This window comes from Segatella copri, assembly GCF_009494395.1.
In the GTDB taxonomy this organism is placed as follows: Bacteria; Bacteroidota; Bacteroidia; order Bacteroidales; family Bacteroidaceae; genus Prevotella.
On sequence record NZ_VZCB01000043.1, the window covers coordinates 19,056 to 42,725 of the forward strand.

Sequence of the window (23,670 nt, forward strand, 5' to 3'; positions counted from 1 at the left end):
CGTTTATTCTGTCAAATACGAAATCAGCTGCTCCATGCTATTCTCGATGCTCTCAACTGTCGGTATCTCTTTGTAGGCAAGGTCAGGCAATTCTCGTGAATATACACTGCTCAATGCTGACCATACGTTATGTAAGTCATTGATGATTGGAGAATCCATGATATTCTTGTCTTGCCATCCTTCGGGCTTGTCAAATCTCTGTTGGTCTTGCGCAAACAAGTTACAGAAGTCTGACTTGAAAGCGTCACTTTTCAGATAGTCCTGTGTCTCGGCATCATTCAAGAGGAAATGCAAATCATAGAAATGGCGTATCTTGGCTGTCAACTCAGGCATATAATTGTCTGCCAAGGAGCAACGTAGCAATGACACCAGCTTCTCCGTCAATGTCCTACGCCTGTCGAGAACATTCACCTCGAAAGGTTGCATATCATATTCCTCTATCAAGTTCTCGTTGCCTGTTTTTTGCAGGAACTCGGTCAAGAAGCTTTGCAGTTTACATTTCTGAAATGGATATGGATTGGCAAAGGAGTTGATTTCGACAAGCAACTGTCCTGCCTTGATAGCACCTACTTGTAAGGTATCAATGGCTCGTGGATAAGAGTAGTATGCCTTGTGATAGTGAGAACCTTTGCTTGTAAAACCAGGCATATCCATTTCCTGCAATCCTTCAGTCATGCTTTTGGCTGTTCTCTTAATCAGCATTTTCAATTGGTTGCCGCTAAGTGTCCATGCCTCGGATATGGCAATGTCTATATCCTCAGAGAAACGGCTACCTATGCCGTATGCTTTTGTAAGACTCGTACCTCCTTTGAATATGGCACGGTTATCCTTGTCATTCGCAGCCATCAATGACAACGAGCGACAAATCCAATAGTCTTTCTCTATAAAAATGCTCTTGATACCAAGACCTCCATCCTCTATTGGTTGGGATGCTGCTTGCAAGGCATCTGAGAACAACTCCCAGTTTTCATGTAATCTCATATGATGTTCCAGTTTCTTTTGTTTGATAATACTTTGTTGGAGATTGGCAACTTGTAGCTTGTCACCCCATTCAATGTCCTGCTGATGACTTCCGTTTCAAGTCCCAAGCTCTCGTAGATGGCTCCAAGCAAAGCTTTTACATAAGGCGTATATGCCAAAGATAACTCTGCCAATTCTTGCTTCTGTTCCTTTGAAAGAGAATTGATTGCTTTGCAAATGTTCATCACACAGTCATCTGGTGAAGTGGCAGGAATATCCTTGATAAGGCGCAGAGCATCCAATATTCTAAGTAGTGGAATATTGCTTGATGTTATGGCGTTCTCTTGTAACAAAAAAGATATTTTCACGCCATTCCTTGTGATGGGTCTCCGATATTTATTTGTGCCGACAAGGATGGATGAGCTTATCTGTGTTGTCAGCCCCATAGCTGCAAATGCGGCAGTTCCTGTAATGTAACCCACAATCTTGCCATTTTGCTCCAAAAAGTCTTTTACAAGTTCAGAGTCGGCAGGCTTCAACTGTCCGAAAATGGTTTTCTTCGGAATATAATACTTTCCTTTTGCTATTTTTTGCAGTTCGCCTTGGAGTACAAGACGGCTGAGAGCCTTGGCGAGTGCAGGTTGATACCGCATCTCCACGCCAAAGTCTCTTGTTGTCAACACAACTCCAGCAGGAGTTGAGGACAATTTTTCCTTTATCTGTCTTGCTATAACCATATTTTATCTCCTTTTTCGACTGCAAAGTTAATAAAAGTCTTGTTTTTTACGTCATAAACTTGACTTTTATATATTTATTTAACCTTTCATGCCCGATATTTTCCTCCAATTCCATTTGTAAAAGCCATTAGCTGTCAGTTTCCTTTCGCCGTTTGTTCAACTTTTATACATTGTTCAATGGTATTGAACATACCCTTTTTGTTGAACACATCTCCCATACCTCTTCATCCTCCCTTGTTTTTCCTTAGCAAATTTAGTTCAGCCCACCAGACTGTCAAGTACCGCCTTGCTATTAGCAGGTTATTTCATCAGCAGCCTTCCACCAATCAAAGATTGGGGTATTCCAATGAAATAATCTCCCAATTCCTTGTCTTGTCTGCCTCCATGTCCGAACTCTTGATTGCACGTAAAATCAATTCCCTCGATGAAGTCGTAAAGGCTTTGAGAATAGGGAAGAAAAAGAAGTTTCACAATTTAATCCGAACAGATATGAACGATATGATTAACGAAAGAGACAAGGAGTTTGCCAGTGAGTTTTCACGCTTCGTGAACGGCAAGATGTGTTCCGCATCCAAGGTGGGTGCAGAGTTTGCCAATGACCACCGCTTTCTTGTAAACGAGAAGTTCAAGGTGACGATGGCTTTCATGGAGCAGTTGGCAATAAACTATCAGAAGGGCTATTATGACCTTCGCAATGAATGGGCTTGCACTTTGGCACATGCAGCCATTGAAGCCTTGCGTGAGCAGCAGCTCTACTATCCATCTTCATCAGAGTATTCACCCAATAAATAATGCAGTTATGACAAGCAGATTGATTACACCACAGTTGGCGGAGCTGTTCAAGCAATATCCGCTTTATTCACAGGACGGCAAGAAGAAGAATGCCATTTGCCAATGCGTCTTCTTCATCGGCAAAGTCCGTTGGTATGTATTGGAAGGTCAGCCGGAAGGCAATGACTTCACGCTGTTCTCTATCGTTGTCGGTCTTGCCGATACAGAATATGGCTATGCTTCCATCAAGGAAATGGAAAGTATCAGCGTGGATGTCGGATATAACCTTCCTAAGATACCGATATTGCAGGACAAGAGCTTCAAGCCTTGCCCAATCGGAAACATTCCCGACGAAAGATTGCAGTCGTTCCTGTCTGATATGTATGACAGGGAAGAAGCTTAAACTACACATCAGCCGTAGGCTTCTTGCCTATGGCTGCTAAAAATCAAACGATATGATACAGCAAAAGATAACGGAGATAGCCGAAATATTAGGATGGAGCGTTGATTTCTCCGAGCCACAAAATGGCAAGACAGATGTAAACTTCGCCAAATATACTTCCTATGGTCAAGATTTCAATTTCAGCGTGGAACTTGAAGACGATGATATGGAAGCCTTCATCGACAATATCCATGAGTATTATGAGAACTTTGATGTTGACGAGGAAGCGTACATTTGGATTGGCTCAGACGGTCACGGCAAAAATGGCGCACCTTACCACATTGCCGATATAGTCAAAGACATGGAGGAAGCCGAAGTCATGATGGCTGACCTTTATGAGGCATTCAGACAATATTATTCACAGTTGGAACTTCAAGCCGTATGACAATAGAACAATATCTTTACCGCCTATGTCGAAACATTCTCAATGAGCGTTTCGACTGGCGCAAATACCTTACCACCCAAAGCTATTTCGGTAGAGACCTTTGCGTCACTCCGCTCCATGTCTCCTATGGACAAATTGGCTATACCATCCATTTCCCTTACTCTCGTGACCCAATGCCTGAACTCGCATACGATTGGGAAATGAACGACCTCACCATCGATGAGGAAGATTTGCAGAAAGGCGATGTCCGAGAAGGTGAGGGTGCTGTTTGTCACCACGCTCTCAAACTGCATACACAGGTTCTTGGTGTCGTCACATATCTTCACCAGATAACTTCCCCAATAAAAGGCAGTCTGCGGACTTTTTAGCATCATTCCTGCCACCGTCCATATCTTCGGCATGATTTTGCCCGACACCATGTTGTAGATACGGCGGTAATAGTAGTTCTCTGTGCTACTGTTCCAGATGCCCAACTCTGTCATTGCTTTACGCTCCAAGAACTTGGAGGCGAAGATGCCGGCACTCGCCACTTCTGCAGCATTATAGTGTTTCAATATGTTCTGCACCTGCTCGTTATAGTATGCCTCTGCCACGGCTTCCGTTCCGTATGCAGCAGCCATAGCAGCCACCGTCTGCTTGTCATAGTTCACACTGTAGTACTGTGCGTCAGCCTTTGCCAACACACAGACTATCAGCATTATGATGGATAGAAGTCGTTTCATCTTTGATTACTTTTTATTTTTGCTCCCTAAATTCAGTACTTTTCCTGCCTGATTTACCTTTTGAGCAAAGGCGAGGCTCTTGCTGATACCACTTACATCCCAATCCCTGCAATAGGCTTCGATGGCTTGCTGATGATTGCATTTCAACTCTCGCTTGTAGAGTTTTAATGCTTCCTTCTCCGCTCGTTCCGTGGTGTAGGTCATATAGCACTCATGCGGTTCTTCCACACCATACACATTACTTGTCTGTCCTCGCCTGATAAAGACCTCACGGAAGAAACTGCGTCCTTCCTTATTCTCCAAACGGTTGATGGTGAATATCTTCTTGCAGTCCACATTGGTCAAACCGAGTATCGCCTTGATGGTGTCAAAGCGTTCCTTGAACTTGCTCTGGTCGAGCAACATCACCACATCCGAATTGTTGATGATGGCTTCCTTCACTATCTCGCTGCCGATGATGTCCTGTATCTCCTGTGTCACCACACCCACGCTTGCCCAGAACTTTCTGGCGGTCTTATACAGATATTTTATGTATTCCGCCATCATGGGCGAGGCGATGGCTTTCCATGCCTCCTCGATGATGAGCATCTTTCGGTTCTTTTTGATGCGCATCTTCTGCAGGAACACGTCCATGATGATGAGTGTCACCAGTGGAAAGAGCAATGGATCATCCTTGATACTGTCGATTTCGAAGACGATGAAGGTCTCATCAAACAGACTGCTGTCCATATTCTCATTCAGCGTCACATCATGGCTGCCTCCTTTATAGAAGTCCTTCAACAGATAGTTGTAGGATGACAGGTCTATGCCATGCAGACCATTCTCCTCGCATATCTTCGGCAGTCGCTCAGTACTGAACTCATAGAAGCTGTTGAAACAGAGGTTGCTCACTCGCTTGGTGGTGAAGTAGGCATCATAATACTCGTTGATGACTTGTTCTATCAGTCTGTCTTCGGTCTTGCTCACTGTGCCTTGACTTCCTTTCCATATCAGCATCACCAGGTTCTTCAGGAATCCCAACTTCTCGATGTTCCATTCCTCTCGCTTGATTTTGAAAGGGTTCATCGTGATAGGATGTTCTTCTGTGTAGGATATGTATTTGCCTCCAAAGTATTCACATAGTCCCTCATACGAGTTTCCTGTATCTACCAACACGATGTCGGTGTCCTGCTCATGGGCTTGGCGCACCATGGAGTTTACATAAAAACTCTTGCCGCTTCCCGAAGGACCGAGTACGAAGAAGTTGCTGTTGTCGGTCAACTTATTCTTTCCTTCCTTCCCCGATATATCGATGGCTACTGGCACTCCTTGGCGGTCGGTATAATAAACCTTGAAGGGTGTGTCTTCGCTATGCACAATCTTTTCCTTGTACATCAAGCAAGTGGCAGCGTCGCCCAAGGTCATAAATCTGTCGTAGTCGGCATTCATCCCATAACAGTTGCCGGGGAATGAGTTGACAAACAATTCCAACTGGTTATAGGCTCGCTTCGAGATATGGAAGCCCATCCTGCCAAAGGCATTCTCCAGATGGTTGGTGCACTTCTGTATATCCGTGTCGGGCTTCACCGTCACTATCAGATTATAGTGGGTATATACCAGCTGCTTGTTTTCTCTCGCTATCACCTCCTGCACTCGCTTGATGTCCTCCACGGCTATCAAGTTGCTTGGGTTTGGCATACTGGCATGGCGGTTCTTCTTTTTGTCTAGCAGGGCAAGCTCACGCTTCTGATTCGGCACAAAGATGATTTGGTTATACACCACACTCTCCACACCTGGAATGCTGTCCACTAATGCCACCAAGTCCACAGGCATACTTGTGTTGTTCACCTCGATGTTGGTAAACGGACGGATTTGTGTCGGCAAGTTGGCGCAATCCACATCCACAAGACTATATACCTTGCAGCGTCTGTCACCCATACCTATCATCTCGTCATCCACCTTGAATCCTGTCATGCTCACCATCTTGTCACGGAAGTTCATGGCAAAGAAGCGGTCAACATACAGACTTGCCTCCTGCTTGTTCAGAAACTCCGACTTGATACCGGCATCTTTCAGTTGGTCTTGCACCTTTCTGATTTTCACCAGGAAATCTCGCCACTTCTTGCTGTCGAAAGACATCAGACGGCTCTTCTTGTTCTCCTGCGTAATGGTCAGATAGGTCATGCTGTCCGTATATTCTCTTCCGTTGAAATAGTGGAAATAGGATTCTGACAGGAACTCATGTCCCTTGCCACTCTCATCCTTGAACTGCCTTCGGGTAAAGATGTCCTGTTTGTGCAGGGCATAGCCTTCACCCAGAGTCTGTGCGATGGCAGCAAACAGGTTGGTGAACTCATAATAGCTGTCTATATTGGCAGAATACTTCTGCACAGGGTTCTCCATTTTCAGAATGGCAGAATATTCTCCAGTCTTGGTATAGAGCACACCGATACCGTCCGTGTCTTCCACGGAGAAGTAGATGTCCTGAAAGATTTTCTTCCGCTTGCCACCAGTGCCAAAGGCATAGACCGATATGGCCATGCCAATGCAGGTTGCCACGAAAAATAAGATTACATATAGTACCATATTCGTTTATTCTTCTGTTTCTTCGGATGATTGATGATTTTCTCCCATACTGGATGATTTGTTGTCATTCTCTTGATAAGAGGTATTGGAACTTTCTTCGCTATAAAGGGTTGATACACTATCTTTTGCTGTGGAATCCATCCTGTTTATTGGTGTTTCCACGGTTGCAGGATGTTCTTCGGTCTCTCTCGCCCAAGCTGCCCTTGCCTTGTCAGCACTCCTCATGGCATCCAATGTGGGTGGCGTGTAGGTCTTATCCTTGCAAGAAATTAGCAATATGCCAGTCAATGCCATCATGATGGTGTTTTTTGCTTTCATGCTCATAACCATTCTTTTATGTCAAAGATGCGATACTTTCGGCTGGAAACAAATAATGGTAGGCTCACGCCCTTGGGGGAGAATGAGCCTACCAGTCGTTCACTTTCTACTTGTCATCCACATCTTGGTCATGTCGATACTTTTTTTGTTTCACATTTTTATATGCGCTTGCTGTAGGCATAGATAAACACTCCTTGGTCGTTCTTCTTGGTATGCAGTCCCTTCCGTTGTTTGAACATGATGAGACCTGCACCCGTAGTGATTGCCACGACCAACACTATCAGTCCTGCAATGATACCCATCAGACAGTAGGCGGCAATGAAGCCGATGATGGCTCCTCCTGCCGTGGCTGCTGCCCAATAGATGTACCGCCCCTGTATTCCCATGAATTCAAGGGGCTTCTGGAGTCCCTTGAACAGTGGGTAGTCGGGGTAGCGGATTTCCTGTTCTTCTCTTGCCATTCTTCACGTCGTTTCTCTATTACTGAATATGCACTGAATAACTCTCACTCGTTAGTTGGTCACACCGAAGAACAATGGCAATGCCTGTGCTGCTGCCACGAGGAAGATACATGCTCCTACAATCATCATGATCTTCTTCTTGAAATCTTGCTGATTGTTCGTAACGTACTGATAATCAACACTGATTGGAATGATAAAATGACGAAAGAAACAAATTAGGAACAACATAATTGAGAAACCCCAAAATGAAAGTATGGGAAAACAAAAATTAACATAGAAAACAACGGAATTTTTCCGATTTTGGCATTCATAAATCAACTACAAAAGAAGAATCTTATAAGTAGCCACATCTGTTTTCATTTTAACAGAATATAGTGATATGCAAGATAAATAGGGAAAGAGTCACTGTAAATCATACAAAAATCAATGGGATTTCCAATTAGACAAATAATTTTCGCTTTTTATAATGATTTTCGGATTTAACAAACGATATCTGGAGAAGAATGAGTATTTTTGCAACCGAAAACAAAAATAATATACGCAATGGCTTACGGAAAATCGTTTGTCAAGATTCCAAAATAGAATCACTCCGTCTTGGATAAGAGATATGGGTGACAATGATATTTTAGGTAAACATGGAGGTGGACCTCATGTGAATTTTGAAACACTGAAGCCAAATCCCAACAAACCTAGAAAGATGATGGTTGATCAAAATTATCATGTTTTCATAACCGAATAATAGAATGAAACACATGGAGAGTTACTAAACAGAAATCCAAATAAAGATTAAAAAATTTGTGTCCTGCTCAGTTATAACTGAACAGGGCACAAAATCAAACGTTACTTTGATATGAAAGATTATTCAGAAATAAAAGAATTACTCCTGAAATTTTCATTTCTAGGAATAGAAAATAGTAAATCAACTGGTGCAATGTTGATTGGTAGGGCTCCGCACATTGCGGAAAATGCGTGGCTAAATCGGCTATATTCACCAATAGACAAAATAGAAATATTTAAATTGGAGGATGGTATTAATAAAAAGATTCCAGCATCATATGTTGATTTCTTGACCGACTTTTCAAATGGTCTAAATATCCTTGGAGATACCCTGTGTCTGTTTGGATATCGCTCTAATTATATGAGAACTGTTGATTTTTCATGGCAACCTTATAGTTTAGTAAGTTTAAATAAGTATGATAAGCCAAGAAATTCAACAGAAGATATGTTGTTTATCGGCAGTTATGATTGGGATGGTTCTCTATTATATATGACTACCGATGAGAAAATACACTTTTGTCATACTGATGACTCAACAAGTTTGTTTGTATGGGATTCGCTTTCCTCAATGTTAATCAGTGAACTGAAGCGCCTTTATAATATTTTCGATTCGCATGGCATTCAAATAGATGACACGCAAGTCACTACTCCTATTTGATGAGAATTGGGTTTTATGATGACCGACGGACATAGGGACAACAGTGTCGGTGAGCGTAAGCTTATCTTGGACGAGGAGAACCGTCTGCTTTCAGTGGACGATAACGGTTTCGTGTCCAACTATTGGTATGACGCTGATGGTGAGCGTACCGTGAAGACTTCCGGCGAAAGCGATCAGGTCTATGTCAACGGAGTATTCTCCGGAGGCTCGACCAACACCGCGAAGTTCTCGCTCTACGTAAGTCCTTACCTTGTCGCAAATCAGGGTGGTCGCTACACCAAGCATATATACGCTGGTTCGCAGCGAATCGTATCGAAAGTCGGAGATTTCGCCTCCTAAGGTTCTTGACCCACGCCGTATAGAATATGGCGGAAACGAGACTGATGGACTGTCAGTTGACTACAAATCCAGGTACACTGCATAGCAACAGGTAATCAAAAACCACTACCGATTCTTTGATGTATTCTACAACTGTACGGACAACAACAACTATGCCGATGGCGAGGAATTCTGCTGCAACGACGGCACATTGGAGGCTGCTCAGACCAAAGCAATGAGGAAGGCTCAGAGTCGCGCGGTTGCCAAGTCTTTCAAAGACCCCGACAACTACGAGAATCTCCAGTTCTTCTATCATCCCGACCATCTCCACGGACAAGAGTTTCAACATCAAGATTACCACTCCTCAGATTATCGGTTACTATCTGCAAGCGACACCGGCAGACAAGAGTTCCATCATGGACGAGATATCCGATGATGAAATGGCAGCAGGATTTGTAACCATATCTAAGTTTGTGGAAGACTACAAGAAACTCCTCCAGGCTATGAACAAGAATAATACTGAACAACAGAATTAGTATTAACCATTAAAAATGAAATATAATGTGTTATGGGAATAAATTAAACCAGAATAGACCTAAACATTGTATAACTCCATTTCCAACCCCCAATAATTTCTGTGGAGGGTTCGCTTTGAATGCGGTCTTGGTGGATCTGGGAAGTGACACGTATCCCATAGAGGTTTATATGCGGATACAGGACTATCAGAATAAAGAGATTATTGAACCAAAATTGCCTAATTTTAAGTGCAAAATTAATGTTAGGCAGTAACTCGTCTATCTCATATATAGTTCTGTGCAATTATCATTCCAACACCTCCTGCAACCACAAAAATACCAATCGTAAAGAAGAACCAGAAGAACCACTGTGCATAGTGACCGAGATAGCAGCCATCATATTCTTTGTATCGTTCACGGACTTTTTTCCGTTCATCAGCAAACATGGAATTGACATCACGGATATGCTTCTGCATCTGTGCGGTCATCCATTGGCGTTCTTTGGCAAACAGTTCTTGGATTTTCTGCCAGTCAGCATCATTGACATTTACAGACACCTTTAATTTTGTGGGAGCATTTTCCAAGACTTTGTCTATGTGCTGATTGATGGTATCAACCTTTTTGCCGATAGTAGTCACAGCGCCGCCTAATTGGGCTTCCGCACGCTGATATTGCTGAATGGCAGACTCCAGTTCAAGTGTGGCATTGATAAAGGTATTGGTAGCCTTATCAATGTCTTCACTCAACTGCTTCAACTCTGGAACACGGTTTACAAGTCCGTCTTCGGCTTGCTGTTCTTCGACCTCGTTTTCGACATCATTCATCATGTTGTCAAAGTCGGATCTTTCTTCTGTGTCTATGTTTATCTTGCTTTTTCTGATAGCCATATTGTCATTGATTTATCGGTGGAAACTTCTACTGCGTGGTTTAGGCTTGCACATGGAATGAGCCATCTGTGCGCAACGGTGGGCAAACTTCCATTCATCTTCATCGTCTTTCTTACCCCAACCAGAAGAAGGAGCTGAACCGCCACCGCCACATGACTCAGACATGGAAGTGGCTGCGTCAATATACCCTGCAAACAACAGCATCGCTACATGGGCTACATTCTCTGTTGTCGCTATATCATTATCCTCTGGAATCTGAACCTCATTAGTAAAGACATCTTTGACAGAGTTCGGAATCCACACCTTCTTGACTCCATCGCCAATGTTGATTGTGAATGCCGTTTGTGCAAGTTGAACTTGTGCCTTTGGTTGTGATGCAGTTGGAGTTTGAACGATAGGACGAACTGGGCGAGGCGTTGAAGCAACGGATGGAGAAGCTGGCTTTGTCTTGACTTGCGTTGGTGTTGGGTGCAGTTTCTTCCATGTGTCTTCTATCTTTGACACCATGTACTTTCTGCCAATCTCAGAAGCCTTGAACACGGAAGCATTCTTGCCGACTGTGTAGCCGACAAGTTTCCGCTGCCTGTCGTAACGAGGTTTAACCTCATAACCTTTCATACGCAACAGATTGAAATATCTGTCAATGTTGAACTGCTGCATATCTTTGAGGATATGTTCGCAATCCTCCGCAAGCTCCACTTTCCGCATATTCCGAATCTCCTGCGGTTGTTCCCACCCATGACACATATTGATGATTTCCGCAGCCTTCATTGCCCGAAGGTGAATGTCGTGTACATCATTGGTCTTACCCTCCATATCCACACGACAACAATCAATGTGAAGGTGCAGCGTTCCAGACTTGGAGTCAGAGTGCAATCCGCCCACATTCATAGAATTGGTGAAGTTGGTCTTTATCTCATTGGAGAAACCGTTGGGTGTAAGTCCAACAGAATCTAAAACTTCCAATGCTTCGTCTTGGAGGTTTGCCCAATCTTCCATCGTGAAGTTTGCAGACTCTTCCTTTGATGGGGAAAGTACAAAAGTGGTCATGAACCTTTCCAACTTTCTGCCCACCGTCCTTTCCGCTTGATGATACTGGCAATGATGCTTCATCATGTACCAGATGGCGGTAGGGTCAAGACCATCGGGCATATTGTTCACCTTGACCGTTTTTGCATTCTCCTTTTCCAATGCGTACCTTACGGAATTGCCTCCGTATGATACGACCTTTGCGAGCATAATCATAATTGTTCCTTTGATTGGGTCTGTACGTTTGTTGCGATATTCTCTTCAATGCTATACCAATGTTGGATAAGTCCTGCAACGGCATCAATCCACCAACGCATGAACTTCTCATTCTTGAAGAACCGAGCCTTTTCCTCAGCCGTTTTCTTGGATAGCACGTTGCTGATTTTTATCAAATCCGTCCTTGCGATGGCGAGAGAGTTGAGAGCGTCCACCTCATCCTTGGTAAGCCTCATGCGTGGACGGTGCTTTAAGCCAGTCTCAACGACATAGCGACTCAGGCTTAACCCACACTCCTTGGCAAGCGTCTGGAGCTGCATCAACTCCTCTTTCGTGCATCGGTAGGTATGGACTTCCGTAGGCGGTTTTCTTATGATGTTCTTCTTTCTCATTTGTCCTTGTCTCTGATTAAAAAGGGATGATTACAAGCATCTTACAAAGGTGGTCACGACTGCGAGCCTGCGAGTAGTCCGAGAAACTTTTAGGAATACAGAAAGACGGACACGGCTTCTGTATTACAAAAGGATTTCTCGAAAAGTACCTATAAAATGACGGCACTTTTAACAGCCTCCGTCCCCAAGGCTGCTTAAACGTATAACAGTTGGGCGGTAGCCTATGGCGGTTAATCGTCCTTTGGGATGTTTTTTATGTATGGTGGCTTATTAGCCTCTGTATGCCTATTGGTTGCCGTTATGGTATTCGTTAGGCTTGTAGCCATTGGCATTAGAACCGTTAGACTGTTGTGTTTGTCCTTCTGCCAGATGCTGTGGATATGTGTTGTGTTCTCCCTCATTCTGTTTGGCATCTGCTTCTTGTAGGGAAGAAGGATTGCCAACAGACTGTCTGGAGTAGTTTTGTTGTTGGGAAATTCCACCAGTAACAGCATCGGAAAGATTGCCATTCGTTCCGACCTTACCCACGCTTCTGTTGTCATTATATGAAGCCGAATTTAGGGAAGAAGAAATATCTGCTGTAGAAGAATTGTCCTTGTTGTCAGTATCGGATATTCCATTGGCAGAATGCTCATCTTCCTTGTCCGACTTTGTATCATCCTCTGTTGTCGTAACAATTACTCTTGCTTGTGGAACTTCCGTGTGGATGATTGCAGAGCCATCCGCATTGCGTTTCAATGAAAATCCGTTCTTGACAAATCTTCCGTCCACATACCAACCAGAGAGGGAATGCAGGGTAATGATGCGGTTGTCTCCAACTTTTTGTGAAGAGGAAATGCCCACAGCCTCCATAGCCTGTAAAATTTTGGGTACGGTCTTGCGGTCTTTATCCCAGAGTTTGGCAAGTTGGGTATTGTCAACCATACATTGCCCACACAAGATTTCCACTTGTTGGGTCTTGCTGATAGAAACAAGTGTTGTTTCACGTTCAGCAAGAGAGGCAAGAGACATGAAGCATTCCATGCGGTCAATCTTGTACTTCTTGCAGCGAAGATACTCCATCTGTACATCTGACAGCGTGAAGCAGTAATGTATCTTTTGTTTATCCATGTTCCGTGGATTTTGAATATTATAACCATAAATGGCAAGACTGTTTTTCTCAGTAAAGAGAAAATCATCTGTGCCGTCCTCGCCTTGGGGAAATGTCCTCTGCTATAACATAGAGCTCGCCTTGCAACCTGTCATTAGAATGGCTGCTTAATCGTGAAATGCACTCAATGCAAACAGACTGGGCAAGAAGTTTTCTTCTGCCGACAGTTGCTTCATCATTGATGCCCTTGTTGGCTCCGCATTGCTCGGCAAGCTGATTGAAAGCATCACGCATCCGAAAGTAGCCGTTGCCAGTATTGATGTAACTCACGGCAATGTCAGCGACATTCGCCAACTTGCTTCTGTACTCCTCATGGGAAATATCGTCCTTCATCATCGCCATGTCTATTTACAAAGTTCACTCATGTGCTTGGTCGCTGCAGCCTTGGTCTCAGCCTCGGACATACTGCGGTTCTGGCGCATCCAGTTCAAGAGTTCGGACTTCTCAAAGTAGATAATCTTGCCGTTGGGACGGAAGAACGGAAGTTCATGCTTGTGTGTCATCTTGTAGAGACTGCTCTTTGATATACCCATGAATAAGGCAGCTTCCTCCAGTGTCAATACTTGCTTGGCATCACGGAGAAGGTTCTCCATTATCCCAATGCGGTGCTCATGTGACTCTACCTTCAAAAGAAGAGTCTCGGTGTCGATAGTTTTGTTCATTATCCTGTAATTTAATTGTTTATGATTTGTTGTATTGCTTGTTTTGAAAGTGTAGTCCCCCAAGGCAGAGAGAAATCCCTGCCCGATAAATGAGGACTACAAAAGTGAAAATTAACTGGTCGTTATCCTGAAAAGTTCTGTTTACTTGTTATCCTGTGTAAATGTAGTTTTGCGTGGATGGGTATTGGTGGCTGCTGTCCGCTTTGTCTTCGGTATTTGCTTGTTCTCCTCACGTTGTTTGTGACCTCGAAAGGCTTTCTTCGTGTTGTCAACAGCCTTGACCTTTTCATTCGTCAGCACATCTGCATAGATGGCGGTGGATTTGAGCGACTTGTGTCCCATCAGCTTCTTGGTAGTCTCAATGTTGCCAGTAACCGCCTGTACCAAAATTCCGAATGTATGTCGGGAGCAGTGAAAAGAGATATTCTTCTCAATGCCCACCTTTTTGGCTATCCTTTTAAGGGCTGCATCCACATTAGCCTTGGCAGGAAGGTGAAACACAAAATCATCATCGCCTTTGGGTGGCATCCATGACAAGGCGGTATTGCCGATTGGTACGGCATTGAGAGCCTTGGTTTTCTTTTGGACGATTACAAGCGTGTTCGTTTCCTTGTTTCTCTTGATGTCACTCCACCGCAGAGCCTTGATGTCGCTGATACGAAGTCCTGTCAGACAGGCAAAACCGAAAGCTCTCTGTGCTTCTGCAACTCCTGGACTTCTCTCGTCTGAAGCCATGAACCTTTTCAGTTCATCGGGAGTGAGATACTGCTTATGTGATGTCTTTGGCTTGGGGAAGATGTCTGACTTCTCCAACTGGTAGAAAGGGTTAGCCTTCAACTTACCGAACTTGACAGCCTTGTTGAATACCGCCACTATGCGCTGTTGAACATTGTGAAGCGAGCCTTCACACAAAGGCTTGGCTTCAACTCGTACATACTTCTGTGGTACATAGTCGTTCTTCAACCAAAGAAATAATGCCTTGAACCATTCCTTGTCGAACTTCCTCAGAGTGATGTGAGGTCTGCGCTTGTTGGCAAGGAACTCGCTCATTAGGTATTTCAGATACTTTGATTGGTCAACAATAGCCTTGGAGTAGTCTGTATTGTCGCTCATCCAGTCGATGTAAGTCTGGATCCAGTCCAAGACTTCGGGAGACTCGTCATTGGGGATTTCCTTCACAATCATCAAGTGACCTACCTCTGGGATGGTTTCTGGATGAAGAATGCGCTCTGCCCTTATCTGGTGAGCACGTTGCAATGTTTCTTCGTTCCTTGCTTTGGTCTCTGCATCAACCTCCGGCAACAAATAGAGGGAAAGAAATTCAAACTTGCGCTTGCCACCATCGTAGATGTCAAGATACAAGCTTATGTTGTCGTTGGCAAGTGCCTTTTGTCTGATAGTTATTGTCATGTCTCTATATATTTTCGTTGTCAATGATTTATGTGAACATACCGTCAATGAGGTTAATGGCTTCCTCCTTCTTCTTATCCACGATTTTAGCATAGATTTTCGTGGTCTGAATGTTGGAATGTCCCATCAGCTTGCTTGTGGTAAAAAGGTCTGCACCGAGCGTGAGCATCATCGTTCCGAACGTGTGCCGTGAGCAATGGAATGAGATATGCTTCTCTATCCCTGCCGCTTCCGCCCATTTGCGAAGAGCCCTGCCTATAACGGTCTGTGTGGTTGGTATATCAAAGAAAGGAATATCATTTCCTCTTGGCTTTGGCAACCACCGCTTAGCCTCTTCCGAGAGAGGTATTATAACTGGCTTCTCCGTCTTTTGCATTTCCATGTCTATGTATTCGCCCTTTCCGTCAGCGGTCTTGAAGATGTGCATCGGAGCAAGACGGTACATGTCGCTTAATCGCAATCCAGTAAAACAGGCGAAGATGAAAGCCTCCTTGACCTCTGGGCGGTAACTGTCCGTAGCCATGAGGGTGCGAAGTTCCTCAATGGTCAGATACTCTTTCTTGCCATCCTTGGGTTGAATGCGTTCACGTGCATCCAGTTCTTTCATAGGGTTGTTGCGAATAATGCCTTGTCGCACAGCGTTATTGAGAGCAGTGGAGAACATTCCGAGGTATCGGCTTGCCGTATTCTCGCTGATAGGTCTTGGCTCGCCATACTTGATATGGGAGTTTGGGAAGTTACGCAAGAACTTCACATAACCACGGCAGAACTCCGCATTGACCTCTTCAAGCGAAATGAAGCCTTTGTTAGTCTCGTCAAGAAACTTCTCCACGGTGTGCAGCATTTCCACACGGCAATGGAGCGTTGACTTCTTAATGCCGACACCACCTTCACAATACTTCTTTATCCATGTGGTAAGAAGCATCGAGCCTTGTTTTACTGTCTCCCAGTCCTGTATGCCGTGACCATGAAGGGCTTTGATGCGCTCTGCCTTGATGCGTTCCGCAACCGCCATAGTCTGCTTGTTCTGTTCCTTGCAGACAGGGTTGATTTCGGGGACGAGGTAGAGTTTGAGGTATTCATACTTCCTCACTCCCTTATAGTAGATGTCAAGATAGATACTCTTGTTGCCATCTGCGAGCGACTTCAACCGAATTTTAATCGGTTCTTTCAGCTTTACTTGTTTCTTTGGTCTTGCCATGATGTATGAAGTGTTATTTTGTTTTTGTATTCTGCTACATTGGAGAGTCTTTCTCCCTCTTGTTGAAAGTTCATGTCAGATATGGTTTCCTATGCTGACATTTGCTTTTCTTTCTCTTCCCTTACTTCGGAAAACTGATGTAAAGATAAGAAAACAAACCGAGAAACGAGAAACAAAACGGAAACAAGAAACAGTCTTTTAAGTCTTTTTAAGAGTGAGTTTAGCAAACATCGGAAAATTCAAATTATTGCTTAAACCATTGATACTTAGCGCATTTACTTTCATTTGCTTTCTTGCCTTTTCAAACGCATTTCGGAGGACTAAGATATTCTTGACATCCTGCTCCTCATTGTTCATGGCGATGTAAACGCTGATAGCACCCACTACGGCTACAACACCTGCAATGGCATAGCAGAGTTTGACCACAATAGGCACATACTTGGCAATTTCCTCCGTCACTGTTGTAAGCGCAGTGGTACCTGCCGTATAGTCACCTGCCGAGTTCTGCGCCATGGCAATGCCACCGCCCACAAGGAGCATAAATGCCAATGTCTTCAAGCGTCCTGAAGAGAGAACGCTCTTGGCGGTCTTCTTCAAATAGTTCGTTGTTTTCTTAAACATTCTTTCTTGTTTTACTTGTTAATGATTCGTTTGGAAACACCTTATTATAATTATATAGAAAGGTGTTGTCGCTTTCACATGATATACTCTTCTGCAGTTGAGTCTTAAATCTGGTAGCCAAAGAATGCTGGGAACAGGATGGATGCGCCTACCATAAACAGACAGGCTCCTATCAGCGTCAGTATGGACTTGGTAACACCATCTTCCCCTGTGTTCATCTTGATGTATATCTGCAAAGCGGATATAATCACCATCACAGCAGCGACAGCGTATGTCAGATACAGCACATACAGCATCATCGTCACCACATAGTCGTGCATCCCTGCTAGTGCGTCTGCTCCCCAGCTATAGTCCACATTACCGCATTTGGCTGATGCTGACAGGGGGAGCAGCGCAAAGACAAAGGAACTTACTACATTCTTTATGATATGGCTAAATTTCATCCTTGACTGGTATTGTTTTGATGTTTGGTTGTCCTGGCTTTGTCTCGCCTTGTTTCAATAGGCTCTCCGTGAAGTCGTCCTGCCATAGTCCGTCTATCCATATGGGAGAAGTGGACTCCATCTGCCCATCCATCTTTTCCTGCAACGACTCGGCTGCGTTCTTCGGCTTCTGTTGGTTGACATCATTTCCTTCGTCTTCATCAACATCATCTTCTCTGCCGGAAGAATCCGTTTCTGGAGAATAACCTCTCATTCCGTTGTTCTCTGTTCCCATACCATAGCCCTCATCGTATGATGTGCCGTCTTGGAAACTTGTGTCGTATTGCTTGTCGGCAACGCTAAAGCCACCATCGCTTTCATTGACGGCTACTGCGGCTTCCTCTTCCGTTATGTTGCTGATGTCAAACACTTCCTCGTTGCTCTTGGCTTCTTCCTTCTTACCATACAGGTCTCTGGTTATCATCACCGCATAGTAGATGGCGTATGCAATGGTAAGACTGATAGCGAATATCAAAAATGGACTCATATAATACTTTGTTTTATTGATGATTTATACTCTATGCAGTGGCAAACGTGCCAATTGCGAGTGCAAAGTAAAGAGTAAAATCCGACATACAAGAATTTTGTAAAGTATGGCCATCAAAGTTTAAGATATATTCAAATTATAATCATATATCATACTCTCAATCATACTTTAATCAGCTTCTTCTGTTCGTTTTCGCATTTTTGGGAAAAGGGCATAAAAAAAGCCCTCCGAATGGGAGAGCTTGATAAGGTATATCGTAATACCTTTATTTTTCCATGTATTGTTTCAGTTCCTGTGTGATATATGTCCAAACTTCTTGGAAGGTTAGTGGCTCCTTGAATTTGATTTTCTTCAAATAACTATTCCACATAATATTTCGTTTGGCATCTGTCGCAAAAGAATCCTCGAAAAGGCTATATTCCGTTGAGATGGCGGTGCCTCTATTCTCAAACGTGGCTGTGATGGCTTCTTGCAATGTGTTCAAGTCAATATTTCCTGCTTTTAGTATTCTGTACACATCAAAGAAGTCTTTCATGCGGCTGTTCTCTGTCGCATGGTCTATCATTGCCTGATACTTTTCAGCCACCACGGTCTCTAAAGAGTAAGCCAAGATGTCAACTTCTGGTAATGTGTCCAGCAACACCGGATAAGAAAGGTCAACGGGTGCAGGAGTTATGATGTCGCCAAAGCCTACATCCATGGAAATAACTTGGCTTGCCGTGTCAAGTCCTACCTTGACATGCACTCGCACACCATTATATTCTTTTTTGAGAGTGATTTCTTCTACGCTAATGCTGTCCTTTTCAAAGACAACTCCGTCTTCCAGACATTCTATGTCGCATAAATTTCTGAATGTCTCCTTGATATTGTCCAACTCACGGCTAATCTGTTGACCAAGGAAATCTATGTCCAATGTTGGTCTTGCTTTCAAATGCTCATGGGCATACAGTAATGCACCACCTTTCAATATAAAGCGTTCTTTGTATGGACTTACCGACAGACGGTACAACAGACGCTCCTGAAAGTATCGTGTCAATATCGATTGGTAGAAGACATTCTCTTCTTTCGATATATTAAGCAGTTTCGCTCTTACCGAGCGAGCATAATTCTTTGTTGTCATATTTATTATTTTATAGTTCCATTTGTAGATATGGTCCCAATGTTTTGGCAACTCTCAGTTGTGAGGCATATTTCATCAGTTTGCTGACATTACGATCTCTGCGTTTCAGATATTCCTTTATAATCTCCGTACAGACATCTATGCCGATTTTGTTTCTATACTTTACTGCATCACAGACACATTTCTCCACATCATATATCCTCACATTGAAACCCTCAATCTCAGTATTCGTAATTCCAAGGTTAAAGGCGGTATCACTCCAATGGTATAGTGTAATTGGGGGATAATCTGGAAGGGTGATTTTTCGGCCTCTTTTTATTGCAAGACAATATTCTTGTGGTACCTGTGTAGTCAACTGATAATGTGACCAAGCGGAATACAGACACAACACGCCACCAGGAACAACCTTTTCCACATCAAGCATTTGACTTGCCAAATGGTCATCGGTTGCATACACACCTCTTTTTATTCTGGTGAGTTCGCCATTCTTGGCGGCTTGCAATACTTTATAGTATGCAGCTCTTCCTGCCATATCTTTTGCAGAGATGTAGCCTTCAGATTTTGGATTTGTCATACGCTTTTCCATGATTTGCATCTTTAATTCTGTACAAAGTTACTACATATTTTCAAAAGTGTAGTATGTTTGTACGGAAATCTACGCAAAAATCACGCAAAATATAGTTTTCTACGGAGAATATTGACTTTCTCCGTAGAAAATTATCGTTTTATACATCCTCTTTATGCGGAATAATGGATTTTCTGCCGATAAGATAATCATTGACATCCTTGTATTCTGCATATCTTATGGATTCGTTGATTGCCCTGTTTTGATAACAGTCCATGATTGTATGGGCAGCCACCGTTCCTGCTTGGTCATTATCAAGATAACAATGGATAGCAGTGTAACACACCAATCGTTCCATGCATTTCCCAAGGCTACTGATGGAGTTCAGTACAATATAATCACATGGTTCTTGTATGCAAATCACATTGTCGCCTCGCTTTTCCAAAGTCTTGTACGAAAGAAAGTCCATAAACCCCTCGAAGATGCAGCATCTGTCCTGCACTCCAACTTGCTGTGAATGTATCAAGGATATGTCTTTCTCGCCCAAACAACCTTTATAATATGGGTTACGCAGCTCATAACCATCCCTGTTATTTGGAAAGGCTATACCAAAATACCGCTTGCCCTTAAACGTGTACCAGATCTCCTTGCAATAGCGTTTACCTATGTCCGCATCCACATGGCGTGAACGCAGATACGACATAAGCACAGGGTAGGACAATTCTTGGATATGTACCTTGTCCATCTTGTCTGTCTCTACTTGTGTCGGTATGGGAGGTTTTGCCTTTGTGGACTTTGGGTTGTTCATGTCCGCTGCTATATGCTGCAATGCAGCACCCACATCATCCGTATTGTAGAGAAGTTGGGCAAGAGCAATGATGTTGCCACCCTTGCCAAGAGCAAAGTCATACCATTGGTTTCGGCTGAAGTTCACCTTGAACGATGGCTTTGTCTCCGCATGCAATGGCGACAGATAATAAGATGTGGACTTGCTGCATCGTTTGGGCTGATGTCCCAATGCGCTCAGATAGTCCGTGAGTTTGATTTCCTTTGCTTGTTGTATGTTCATCTTTCATTCATTTTTTGTTCATTCGTGCGCTTATTATATATACACCAGAGTGAATGAACGGTTTTGTGAAGTCATTTTGTCGTATGTCCATGTAGTTAAATATGATGCCACTTCACAAAATCCGTCCGTTCTACTATTATATATACACCGAGGTGAATGAAGTGGTTTTTGAAGCGATTTTCGCTTCATCCTCACTTCTTCACCTCCTGCTCTTCAAGCAGCGGAAACGAAGGATAATCCTTCATTCTGCAATACTCGTTGTTGCCACACTTCACCACCAGTTTGCTCTTCAATAGGAAGGTCAGCAACTTTGACATCACTGTTCTACCTCTGGCAAAACCAATAGTTGTATATCCTTTCGTCAATGCGTTTATCACATTCTCATAACCTGACACCACTTTCTTGCCGAAAGCCATTCCAAGCGCCTTGTCATGCTGCTCATCGGTAATGTCGGCTATTGTCATCTTCGGCTGTTTGGCTGTGGTGGAGTCAACCACATAGTCCTTGGCAATCTCTGGAAGTCCCTCCTTGTTTATTTGGAACGCAAAGGGCGCAAAGTCCTTGTCTCGGATGTTGAGCGGTTTCACTTCACTCACATTCGCCATCGAATTGCTCTTGCTTATCACCAGTACCGTCTCTGCCTTGTTGCTGAGTTCCGTTCCTATGTGACCTCTTACATTGTCATCACCCTTATTCAGGTGCAAGACGCAATGGATGTGCAGGTCATAGCGGCTTGACCATTGCATCAGTTTGTTGATGATATGGACAGACTCGCTCGGATTGTTGATGTCGAGCATCAAGTCCCTTATGCCGTCAATGATGACCAAGCCAAACCCCTTTTGTGTCTGCAAAGCATATTCTATCAACCGCAGTCTGAGGTTGGGACTGTACTCTCGCAGTCCGAAGAACACAAGGTTCTCACTGTTCATGTTGTCGGGCAATCCTGCAAGCCGGAGGATGCGCTGCATCACGCTGTGACAGTGGAAACGGCTCTGCTCCGTATCAACGTAGAGTATCTTACGCTTGTCATCGGGTAGTTTTGCCGTATATTGCAGCACCTTTCCGTTAGCAAGCGAGGCAGCTACCAAAGCGGACACGTTGAACGTCTTTCGGCTCTTCGCCTTGCCTGTGGAGGCACTGAAGTTGCCAAGCGTGGCTATGGTCGAGTTGTCCACCCATATTATCTGTGGCGGTGTCTGGTAGGTCTCGTCCGCATGGATAAGCGATGCCTTCAGCAACTTTTCCAACAAATCAGCATTGTCCGCTGCGCCTTCAAAGAGGCTCATGTCGTTCATTTCTTCCATCGTCATCTGCTCTTCAAGGGTTTGTTCATCACATAGCGTATGGCATCCTGCTCATACACCTCTTTTGTTTTCACAGGGTGCTTCTTGATCCATTCCACCAGTTCTTCCTTGCTGAAATAGATGGTCTTGCCGTTTGGCTTGTAATGGGGAATGGCAAAGGTACGTGTCAGTTTGTAAAGCTGACTCTTTGAAGCGTCAAGGAATACGCTTGCCTCGTCAAGGGTGAGCACGTCTTTTCCTGCAAAGAGCCATTTCTCCAAGCACTTGATGCGGTTCAGCACATCCTCCACTGGTCCAAGCAGCTTGAATGCTTCTTCCATTTGTTGAATGCGCTCGGCAAGTCTCATTGGTGTCATATCTGCCAGTTCTGGTTCTGTCAACTCGTGTTTATCCACGTCTATCGTTGGCGGTAGGATAGCGCCATCCTTTGGTGGATTGTTTGCCTGATTTGTTGTCTGTCCAATCATTGTCGTAATTTTATTTATCGTTACACATAACGAGGTCGCCCTCCATAACCAGGTTTCTGATTACGGAGGGCAAAGGTAAGGGCATTTCTGCCCAATCGGATGGAAGTGCGCTTGACTGTCAACCGACTATCAAGCCAACTGTCAAGGTTTTCATCTGTCAGATGGTGTCCTTGCTGTCATTTTTACCGCAATCTGCTATTTCTTGCACTTTCTTGCGGATAGCCTCATAGATACTGGCGTTGGTACTTTTGGCATCACTGGTTGCTGAGGACAGCTTGGTTGTTGTAAGTGGCTTGTCTGTTGATGAAGACAGAATGAGTTTATGCTTGGCAATGACCGATTGCCATTGCTTGCAAATCAAGTTCTTGCTGCAGAGCATGTCAAAGAAGAATGCCACACGTCTGTTACTTCTCGCCTTTAGCTGCTTGCAGACTTGGCACGAGAAGAGTTTTCGCATATCCTCTTCCGACACATCGGCTGAGAACAAATGAACCTCATTGGCATGGCGCGCAATGAGGTTCAACTGAGTAGAATCAAAGTAACATTGAAAGTCCTGTTTCGGTTTGGTTTCTTGTGCTGTTTGTAATATTGACGGTGGTTTACCATGGAGATACTGACCGTTTGGAGGCGGCTCCGTGGTGTTGAACTTGTGATGAAGAGCCTTGTAGTCATGATACTCGAAATCCACTTTGGTAAAGAATATGACTACCAAGTCCTCACGTTCTTCAAGAAACTCCTCCATGATGTAGAAGTTCTTCTTGTGCTCGTTCTTGCCTGCCGCATACTGGCAGTCCGTATAGGAATGGCTGTTGAGAAAGTCCTTTTTATAGCGGTGATACAGTTTACCGCATCCTATTACTTCCGTCTGATAGCACTCATGGGCTTCCTTGAAGAACAGCCACAATTTGTTGGTACCACAAATGCCACCTACACCGTTAGCGAAGGTGCATTCATTGCATTGGGGTAAAAAGAGAGAACG

The 23,670-nt window shown here is 43.9% G+C and carries 30 protein-coding genes and 2 pseudogenes; 8 read left to right on the plus strand and 24 right to left on the minus strand.

The features are described 5' to 3' along the window. Window positions 1-3: 3 nt before the first annotated feature. Complete coding sequence (locus F7D73_RS04430; protein WP_153113318.1) at window positions 4-981, minus strand: nucleotidyl transferase AbiEii/AbiGii toxin family protein; 978 nt, start codon at window positions 979-981, stop codon at window positions 4-6. Then, complete coding sequence (locus tag F7D73_RS04435; RefSeq protein WP_153083505.1) at window positions 978-1,697, minus strand: DUF6088 family protein; 720 nt, start codon at window positions 1,695-1,697, stop codon at window positions 978-980. Before F7D73_RS04435 ends, F7D73_RS04430 begins: the two co-directional genes overlap by 4 nt. 489 nt (window positions 1,698-2,186) lie before the next feature. On the opposite strand from F7D73_RS04435, the gene F7D73_RS04440 reads away from it, so the two are divergent. The 4 genes and pseudogenes from F7D73_RS04440 to F7D73_RS16175 form a co-directional block, all read left to right on the plus strand. Beyond that, a complete protein-coding gene (locus F7D73_RS04440; protein WP_153122501.1) occupies window positions 2,187-2,489 on the plus strand; it encodes a sulfide:quinone reductase in 303 nt (100 codons plus the stop codon). Window positions 2,490-2,496: 7 nt separating this feature from the next. Next, entirely contained in the window at window positions 2,497-2,871 is a 375-nt protein-coding gene (locus tag F7D73_RS04445) for a hypothetical protein (RefSeq protein WP_153122503.1), read from the plus strand. Window positions 2,872-2,923: 52 nt separating this feature from the next. Continuing rightward, window positions 2,924-3,295, plus strand: coding sequence for a hypothetical protein (locus F7D73_RS04450; RefSeq protein WP_153122505.1), 372 nt, complete (start codon window positions 2,924-2,926; stop codon window positions 3,293-3,295). Beyond that, window positions 3,292-3,525, plus strand: a pseudogene (locus F7D73_RS16175) (hypothetical protein); the annotation flags it as partial. The gene F7D73_RS04450 and the pseudogene F7D73_RS16175, both read left to right, overlap by 4 nt. Here the strand turns inward: F7D73_RS16175 and F7D73_RS04460 are convergent. The 5 genes and pseudogenes from F7D73_RS04460 to F7D73_RS04480 form a co-directional block, all read right to left on the minus strand. Continuing rightward, window positions 3,523-4,017: pseudogene (locus F7D73_RS04460) on the minus strand (hypothetical protein); the annotation flags it as partial. The pseudogenes F7D73_RS16175 and F7D73_RS04460 overlap by 3 nt on opposite strands. A 6-nt stretch (window positions 4,018-4,023) precedes the next feature. Next, the gene (locus tag F7D73_RS04465) at window positions 4,024-6,582 is read right to left on the minus strand and encodes a TraG family conjugative transposon ATPase (protein WP_153122507.1); all 2,559 of its coding nucleotides are present in this window, start codon (window positions 6,580-6,582) and stop codon (window positions 4,024-4,026) included. Between the two features lie 6 nt (window positions 6,583-6,588). After that, complete coding sequence (locus F7D73_RS04470; RefSeq protein ID WP_153122509.1) at window positions 6,589-6,906, minus strand: hypothetical protein; 318 nt, start codon at window positions 6,904-6,906, stop codon at window positions 6,589-6,591. A gap of 152 nt (window positions 6,907-7,058) precedes the next feature. Next, window positions 7,059-7,361, minus strand: coding sequence for a DUF4133 domain-containing protein (locus F7D73_RS04475; protein WP_118312534.1), 303 nt, complete (start codon window positions 7,359-7,361; stop codon window positions 7,059-7,061). 51 nt (window positions 7,362-7,412) lie between these two features. After that, a complete protein-coding gene (locus F7D73_RS04480) occupies window positions 7,413-7,589 on the minus strand; it encodes a DUF4134 family protein (protein ID WP_417126066.1) in 177 nt (58 codons plus the stop codon). Between the two features lie 379 nt (window positions 7,590-7,968). Between F7D73_RS04480 and F7D73_RS16315 the strand changes: the two genes are divergently transcribed. The 4 genes from F7D73_RS16315 (at window position 7,969) to F7D73_RS04495 (ending at window position 9,650) form a co-directional block, all read left to right on the plus strand. Continuing rightward, window positions 7,969-8,100: a hypothetical protein gene (locus tag F7D73_RS16315; RefSeq protein ID WP_262884874.1), complete on the plus strand. Its 132-nt coding sequence runs from the start codon at window positions 7,969-7,971 to the stop codon at window positions 8,098-8,100. Between the two features lie 111 nt (window positions 8,101-8,211). Further along, entirely contained in the window at window positions 8,212-8,796 is a 585-nt protein-coding gene (locus F7D73_RS04485) for an SMI1/KNR4 family protein (protein ID WP_153122511.1), read from the plus strand. Between the two features lie 15 nt (window positions 8,797-8,811). After that, window positions 8,812-9,135, plus strand: coding sequence for a hypothetical protein (locus F7D73_RS16415; RefSeq protein WP_437182289.1), 324 nt, complete (start codon window positions 8,812-8,814; stop codon window positions 9,133-9,135). A 239-nt stretch (window positions 9,136-9,374) separates the two neighbouring features. Further along, window positions 9,375-9,650, plus strand: coding sequence for a hypothetical protein (locus F7D73_RS04495; protein ID WP_228117630.1), 276 nt, complete (start codon window positions 9,375-9,377; stop codon window positions 9,648-9,650). A 263-nt stretch (window positions 9,651-9,913) separates the two neighbouring features. Here the strand turns inward: F7D73_RS04495 and F7D73_RS04500 are convergent, their stop codons facing one another. The 17 genes from F7D73_RS04500 to F7D73_RS04580 all read right to left on the minus strand — a co-directional run bounded on the left by F7D73_RS04500 (window position 9,914) and on the right by F7D73_RS04580 (window position 23,595). Beyond that, entirely contained in the window at window positions 9,914-10,516 is a 603-nt protein-coding gene (locus tag F7D73_RS04500) for a hypothetical protein (RefSeq protein ID WP_153122513.1), read from the minus strand. Window positions 10,517-10,528: 12 nt separating this feature from the next. Further along, window positions 10,529-11,761: a relaxase/mobilization nuclease domain-containing protein gene (locus tag F7D73_RS04505; RefSeq protein ID WP_153122515.1), complete on the minus strand. Its 1,233-nt coding sequence runs from the start codon at window positions 11,759-11,761 to the stop codon at window positions 10,529-10,531. Beyond that, window positions 11,758-12,153, minus strand: a complete 396-nt coding sequence (locus F7D73_RS04510) for a plasmid mobilization protein (protein WP_153122517.1) — start codon at window positions 12,151-12,153, stop codon at window positions 11,758-11,760. The genes F7D73_RS04505 and F7D73_RS04510 overlap by 4 nt, the downstream gene beginning before the upstream one ends. A gap of 285 nt (window positions 12,154-12,438) precedes the next feature. Further along, window positions 12,439-13,263 carry a hypothetical protein gene (locus tag F7D73_RS04515; RefSeq protein ID WP_153122519.1) on the minus strand — a complete coding sequence of 275 codons (825 nt, stop codon included), beginning with the start codon at window positions 13,261-13,263 and terminating at the stop codon, window positions 12,439-12,441. A gap of 64 nt (window positions 13,264-13,327) precedes the next feature. Next, on the minus strand, window positions 13,328-13,639 hold the full coding sequence (locus F7D73_RS04520) for a hypothetical protein (protein WP_228117629.1): 312 nt from the start codon (window positions 13,637-13,639) through the stop codon (window positions 13,328-13,330). Window positions 13,640-13,647: 8 nt separating this feature from the next. Further along, a complete protein-coding gene (locus tag F7D73_RS04525; RefSeq protein ID WP_004302115.1) occupies window positions 13,648-13,965 on the minus strand; it encodes a helix-turn-helix domain-containing protein in 318 nt (105 codons plus the stop codon). Between the two features lie 141 nt (window positions 13,966-14,106). Beyond that, window positions 14,107-15,375, minus strand: a complete 1,269-nt coding sequence (locus F7D73_RS04530; RefSeq protein ID WP_153122523.1) for a site-specific integrase — start codon at window positions 15,373-15,375, stop codon at window positions 14,107-14,109. A gap of 28 nt (window positions 15,376-15,403) precedes the next feature. Then, a complete protein-coding gene (locus F7D73_RS04535) occupies window positions 15,404-16,576 on the minus strand; it encodes a site-specific integrase (RefSeq protein ID WP_153122525.1) in 1,173 nt (390 codons plus the stop codon). A 198-nt stretch (window positions 16,577-16,774) separates the two neighbouring features. Further along, window positions 16,775-17,197: a DUF4134 family protein gene (locus tag F7D73_RS04540; protein WP_153122527.1), complete on the minus strand. Its 423-nt coding sequence runs from the start codon at window positions 17,195-17,197 to the stop codon at window positions 16,775-16,777. Window positions 17,198-17,301: 104 nt separating this feature from the next. Further along, window positions 17,302-17,640: a DUF4134 domain-containing protein gene (locus F7D73_RS04545; RefSeq protein ID WP_153122529.1), complete on the minus strand. Its 339-nt coding sequence runs from the start codon at window positions 17,638-17,640 to the stop codon at window positions 17,302-17,304. Next, window positions 17,630-18,166 carry a hypothetical protein gene (locus F7D73_RS04550; protein WP_153081333.1) on the minus strand — a complete coding sequence of 179 codons (537 nt, stop codon included), beginning with the start codon at window positions 18,164-18,166 and terminating at the stop codon, window positions 17,630-17,632. The genes F7D73_RS04545 and F7D73_RS04550 overlap by 11 nt, the downstream gene beginning before the upstream one ends. 265 nt (window positions 18,167-18,431) lie before the next feature. Further along, window positions 18,432-19,286: a nucleotidyl transferase AbiEii/AbiGii toxin family protein gene (locus F7D73_RS04555; protein WP_010537135.1), complete on the minus strand. Its 855-nt coding sequence runs from the start codon at window positions 19,284-19,286 to the stop codon at window positions 18,432-18,434. 10 nt (window positions 19,287-19,296) lie between these two features. Further along, entirely contained in the window at window positions 19,297-19,881 is a 585-nt protein-coding gene (locus F7D73_RS04560) for a type IV toxin-antitoxin system AbiEi family antitoxin domain-containing protein (protein WP_194253584.1), read from the minus strand. Window positions 19,882-20,011: 130 nt separating this feature from the next. Then, window positions 20,012-20,920 (minus strand): toprim domain-containing protein, encoded by a 909-nt coding sequence (locus tag F7D73_RS04565; RefSeq protein ID WP_153081339.1) that lies wholly within the window; start codon window positions 20,918-20,920, stop codon window positions 20,012-20,014. Window positions 20,921-21,111: 191 nt separating this feature from the next. Next, on the minus strand, window positions 21,112-22,230 hold the full coding sequence (locus F7D73_RS04570) for an AAA family ATPase (RefSeq protein WP_153081340.1): 1,119 nt from the start codon (window positions 22,228-22,230) through the stop codon (window positions 21,112-21,114). After that, a complete protein-coding gene (locus F7D73_RS04575; RefSeq protein WP_420196628.1) occupies window positions 22,227-22,691 on the minus strand; it encodes a helix-turn-helix domain-containing protein in 465 nt (154 codons plus the stop codon). The genes F7D73_RS04570 and F7D73_RS04575 overlap by 4 nt, the downstream gene beginning before the upstream one ends. 157 nt (window positions 22,692-22,848) lie before the next feature. Further along, window positions 22,849-23,595, minus strand: coding sequence for a hypothetical protein (locus tag F7D73_RS04580; RefSeq protein WP_125104695.1), 747 nt, complete (start codon window positions 23,593-23,595; stop codon window positions 22,849-22,851). Window positions 23,596-23,670: the final 75 nt, after the last annotated feature.

Bases quoted from the DNA above. Each gene is read 5' to 3' on its own strand.
- F7D73_RS04565 (WP_153081339.1), bottom strand. From the start codon at position 20,920: ATGAACATACAACAAGCAAAGGAAATCAAACTCACGGACTATCTGAGC.
- F7D73_RS04480 (WP_417126066.1), bottom strand. From the start codon at position 7,589: ATGTTGTTCCTAATTTGTTTCTTTCGTCATTTTATCATTCCAATCAGT.
- F7D73_RS04500 (WP_153122513.1), bottom strand. From the start codon at position 10,516: ATGGCTATCAGAAAAAGCAAGATAAACATAGACACAGAAGAAAGATCC.
- F7D73_RS04510 (WP_153122517.1), bottom strand. From the start codon at position 12,153: ATGAGAAAGAAGAACATCATAAGAAAACCGCCTACGGAAGTCCATACC.
- F7D73_RS04435 (WP_153083505.1), bottom strand. From the start codon at position 1,697: ATGGTTATAGCAAGACAGATAAAGGAAAAATTGTCCTCAACTCCTGCT.
- F7D73_RS16415 (WP_437182289.1), top strand. From the start codon at position 8,812: ATGATGACCGACGGACATAGGGACAACAGTGTCGGTGAGCGTAAGCTT.
- F7D73_RS04430 (WP_153113318.1), bottom strand. From the start codon at position 981: ATGAGATTACATGAAAACTGGGAGTTGTTCTCAGATGCCTTGCAAGCA.
- F7D73_RS04470 (WP_153122509.1), bottom strand. From the start codon at position 6,906: ATGAGCATGAAAGCAAAAAACACCATCATGATGGCATTGACTGGCATA.
- F7D73_RS04475 (WP_118312534.1), bottom strand. From the start codon at position 7,361: ATGGCAAGAGAAGAACAGGAAATCCGCTACCCCGACTACCCACTGTTC.
- F7D73_RS04545 (WP_153122529.1), bottom strand. From the start codon at position 17,640: ATGAAATTTAGCCATATCATAAAGAATGTAGTAAGTTCCTTTGTCTTT.
- F7D73_RS04445 (WP_153122503.1), top strand. From the start codon at position 2,497: ATGACAAGCAGATTGATTACACCACAGTTGGCGGAGCTGTTCAAGCAA.
- F7D73_RS04515 (WP_153122519.1), bottom strand. From the start codon at position 13,263: ATGGATAAACAAAAGATACATTACTGCTTCACGCTGTCAGATGTACAG.
- F7D73_RS04560 (WP_194253584.1), bottom strand. From the start codon at position 19,881: ATGCAAATCATGGAAAAGCGTATGACAAATCCAAAATCTGAAGGCTAC.
- F7D73_RS04570 (WP_153081340.1), bottom strand. From the start codon at position 22,230: ATGACGATGGAAGAAATGAACGACATGAGCCTCTTTGAAGGCGCAGCG.
- F7D73_RS04555 (WP_010537135.1), bottom strand. From the start codon at position 19,286: ATGACAACAAAGAATTATGCTCGCTCGGTAAGAGCGAAACTGCTTAAT.
- F7D73_RS04520 (WP_228117629.1), bottom strand. From the start codon at position 13,639: ATGATGAAGGACGATATTTCCCATGAGGAGTACAGAAGCAAGTTGGCG.
- F7D73_RS04465 (WP_153122507.1), bottom strand. From the start codon at position 6,582: ATGGTACTATATGTAATCTTATTTTTCGTGGCAACCTGCATTGGCATG.
- F7D73_RS04440 (WP_153122501.1), top strand. From the start codon at position 2,187: ATGAACGATATGATTAACGAAAGAGACAAGGAGTTTGCCAGTGAGTTT.
- F7D73_RS04535 (WP_153122525.1), bottom strand. From the start codon at position 16,576: ATGGCAAGACCAAAGAAACAAGTAAAGCTGAAAGAACCGATTAAAATT.
- F7D73_RS04505 (WP_153122515.1), bottom strand. From the start codon at position 11,761: ATGATTATGCTCGCAAAGGTCGTATCATACGGAGGCAATTCCGTAAGG.
- F7D73_RS04450 (WP_153122505.1), top strand. From the start codon at position 2,924: ATGATACAGCAAAAGATAACGGAGATAGCCGAAATATTAGGATGGAGC.
- F7D73_RS04485 (WP_153122511.1), top strand. From the start codon at position 8,212: ATGAAAGATTATTCAGAAATAAAAGAATTACTCCTGAAATTTTCATTT.
- F7D73_RS04525 (WP_004302115.1), bottom strand. From the start codon at position 13,965: ATGAACAAAACTATCGACACCGAGACTCTTCTTTTGAAGGTAGAGTCA.
- F7D73_RS04575 (WP_420196628.1), bottom strand. From the start codon at position 22,691: ATGATTGGACAGACAACAAATCAGGCAAACAATCCACCAAAGGATGGC.
- F7D73_RS04540 (WP_153122527.1), bottom strand. From the start codon at position 17,197: ATGTTTAAGAAAACAACGAACTATTTGAAGAAGACCGCCAAGAGCGTT.
- F7D73_RS04550 (WP_153081333.1), bottom strand. From the start codon at position 18,166: ATGAGTCCATTTTTGATATTCGCTATCAGTCTTACCATTGCATACGCC.
- F7D73_RS04530 (WP_153122523.1), bottom strand. From the start codon at position 15,375: ATGACAATAACTATCAGACAAAAGGCACTTGCCAACGACAACATAAGC.
- F7D73_RS16315 (WP_262884874.1), top strand. From the start codon at position 7,969: ATGGGTGACAATGATATTTTAGGTAAACATGGAGGTGGACCTCATGTG.